Genomic DNA, 892 nt, shown 5'->3' with positions numbered 1-892 from the left:
ACCTTCGCCGACGCCCCGGCTGTCCCGCCCGCCACCGGCCAGGCACCCACCGCAGCGGACGGCAACCGCAACCAGACCTTCCCGACGCAACGCGACAACGGGCAGGGTCAGTTCGACGGCGAACCCGGGGACGAATCCGACGCCGAGAGCACCTTCGCCGACGCCCCGGCCACGACCACTGCCACCGGCCACAACCCGCCCGGCTGGGACAGCGCCCGCGCCCAGGCCGACGCGGTGCGCCGCGAGCACGTCTGGCAGCAGCAGCCCTCCGCCCCGGGGGACGTCTCCTCGGCGCCGGCGCCGGGGCAGCACAACTCCGCCTCCTTCGAGGTGCGGCGCTTCGTCTTCGAGGGGCAGCCGGTCACGGACCTGACCATCGAGGTGGCGTTCGCCTCCGCGGGCACCCCGACCGACGCCGAGCGGGAGACCGCCTGGTTCAACCTGGTCGACGGCGTGGACGCGCTGTTCCACAGCCCCGCGGTCCAGTTGCCCGACGGCGACCTGCTGCACGTCACCGTCGTGCCGGCCACGGCCGCGCCGTACGTCACGGTGGATCTCGCCGCGCCCCCCGCCGAGCTGGCCCGCCAGCTCGCCCAGCGGGTCGGGCTGGATCCGCGCAGCCCGGTGTCCGTCGCGGGGGCGATCGGTCCCGCCCCGGCGCTCGCGCCCGCCCCCGCCCAGGCGCCGGAGCCGGGGCCCGCGCGGCCCACCGCCACCGTGTCGGGGGCGCTGCCCACGACCCGGGACGTGCCTGCGGGCGCGCAGCGGTTCGGTACGTCGGCGGGTGCGGGTGCGGCGCCTGCGGCGGGCTTTCACCCCACCCCGCCCCTTCCCGACGAGACACTAGGCGGCTCCGCCGCGCGGGGGGCTCCGCCCCCGACCCCCCATCGGG

Annotated in this window: 1 pseudogene; it reads left to right on the top strand. The window is 77.7% G+C overall.

Features of this window, described 5'->3' with window-relative positions:
• Positions 1 to 892: pseudogene (locus ACWD4O_RS46550) on the top strand (hypothetical protein); the annotation flags it as partial.

The sequence above is a fragment of the Streptomyces sp. NPDC002623 genome, from assembly GCF_053592635.1.
Note: the sequence above shows the minus strand (reverse complement) of the source record. Positions and strands in the feature narration are given on the sequence as shown.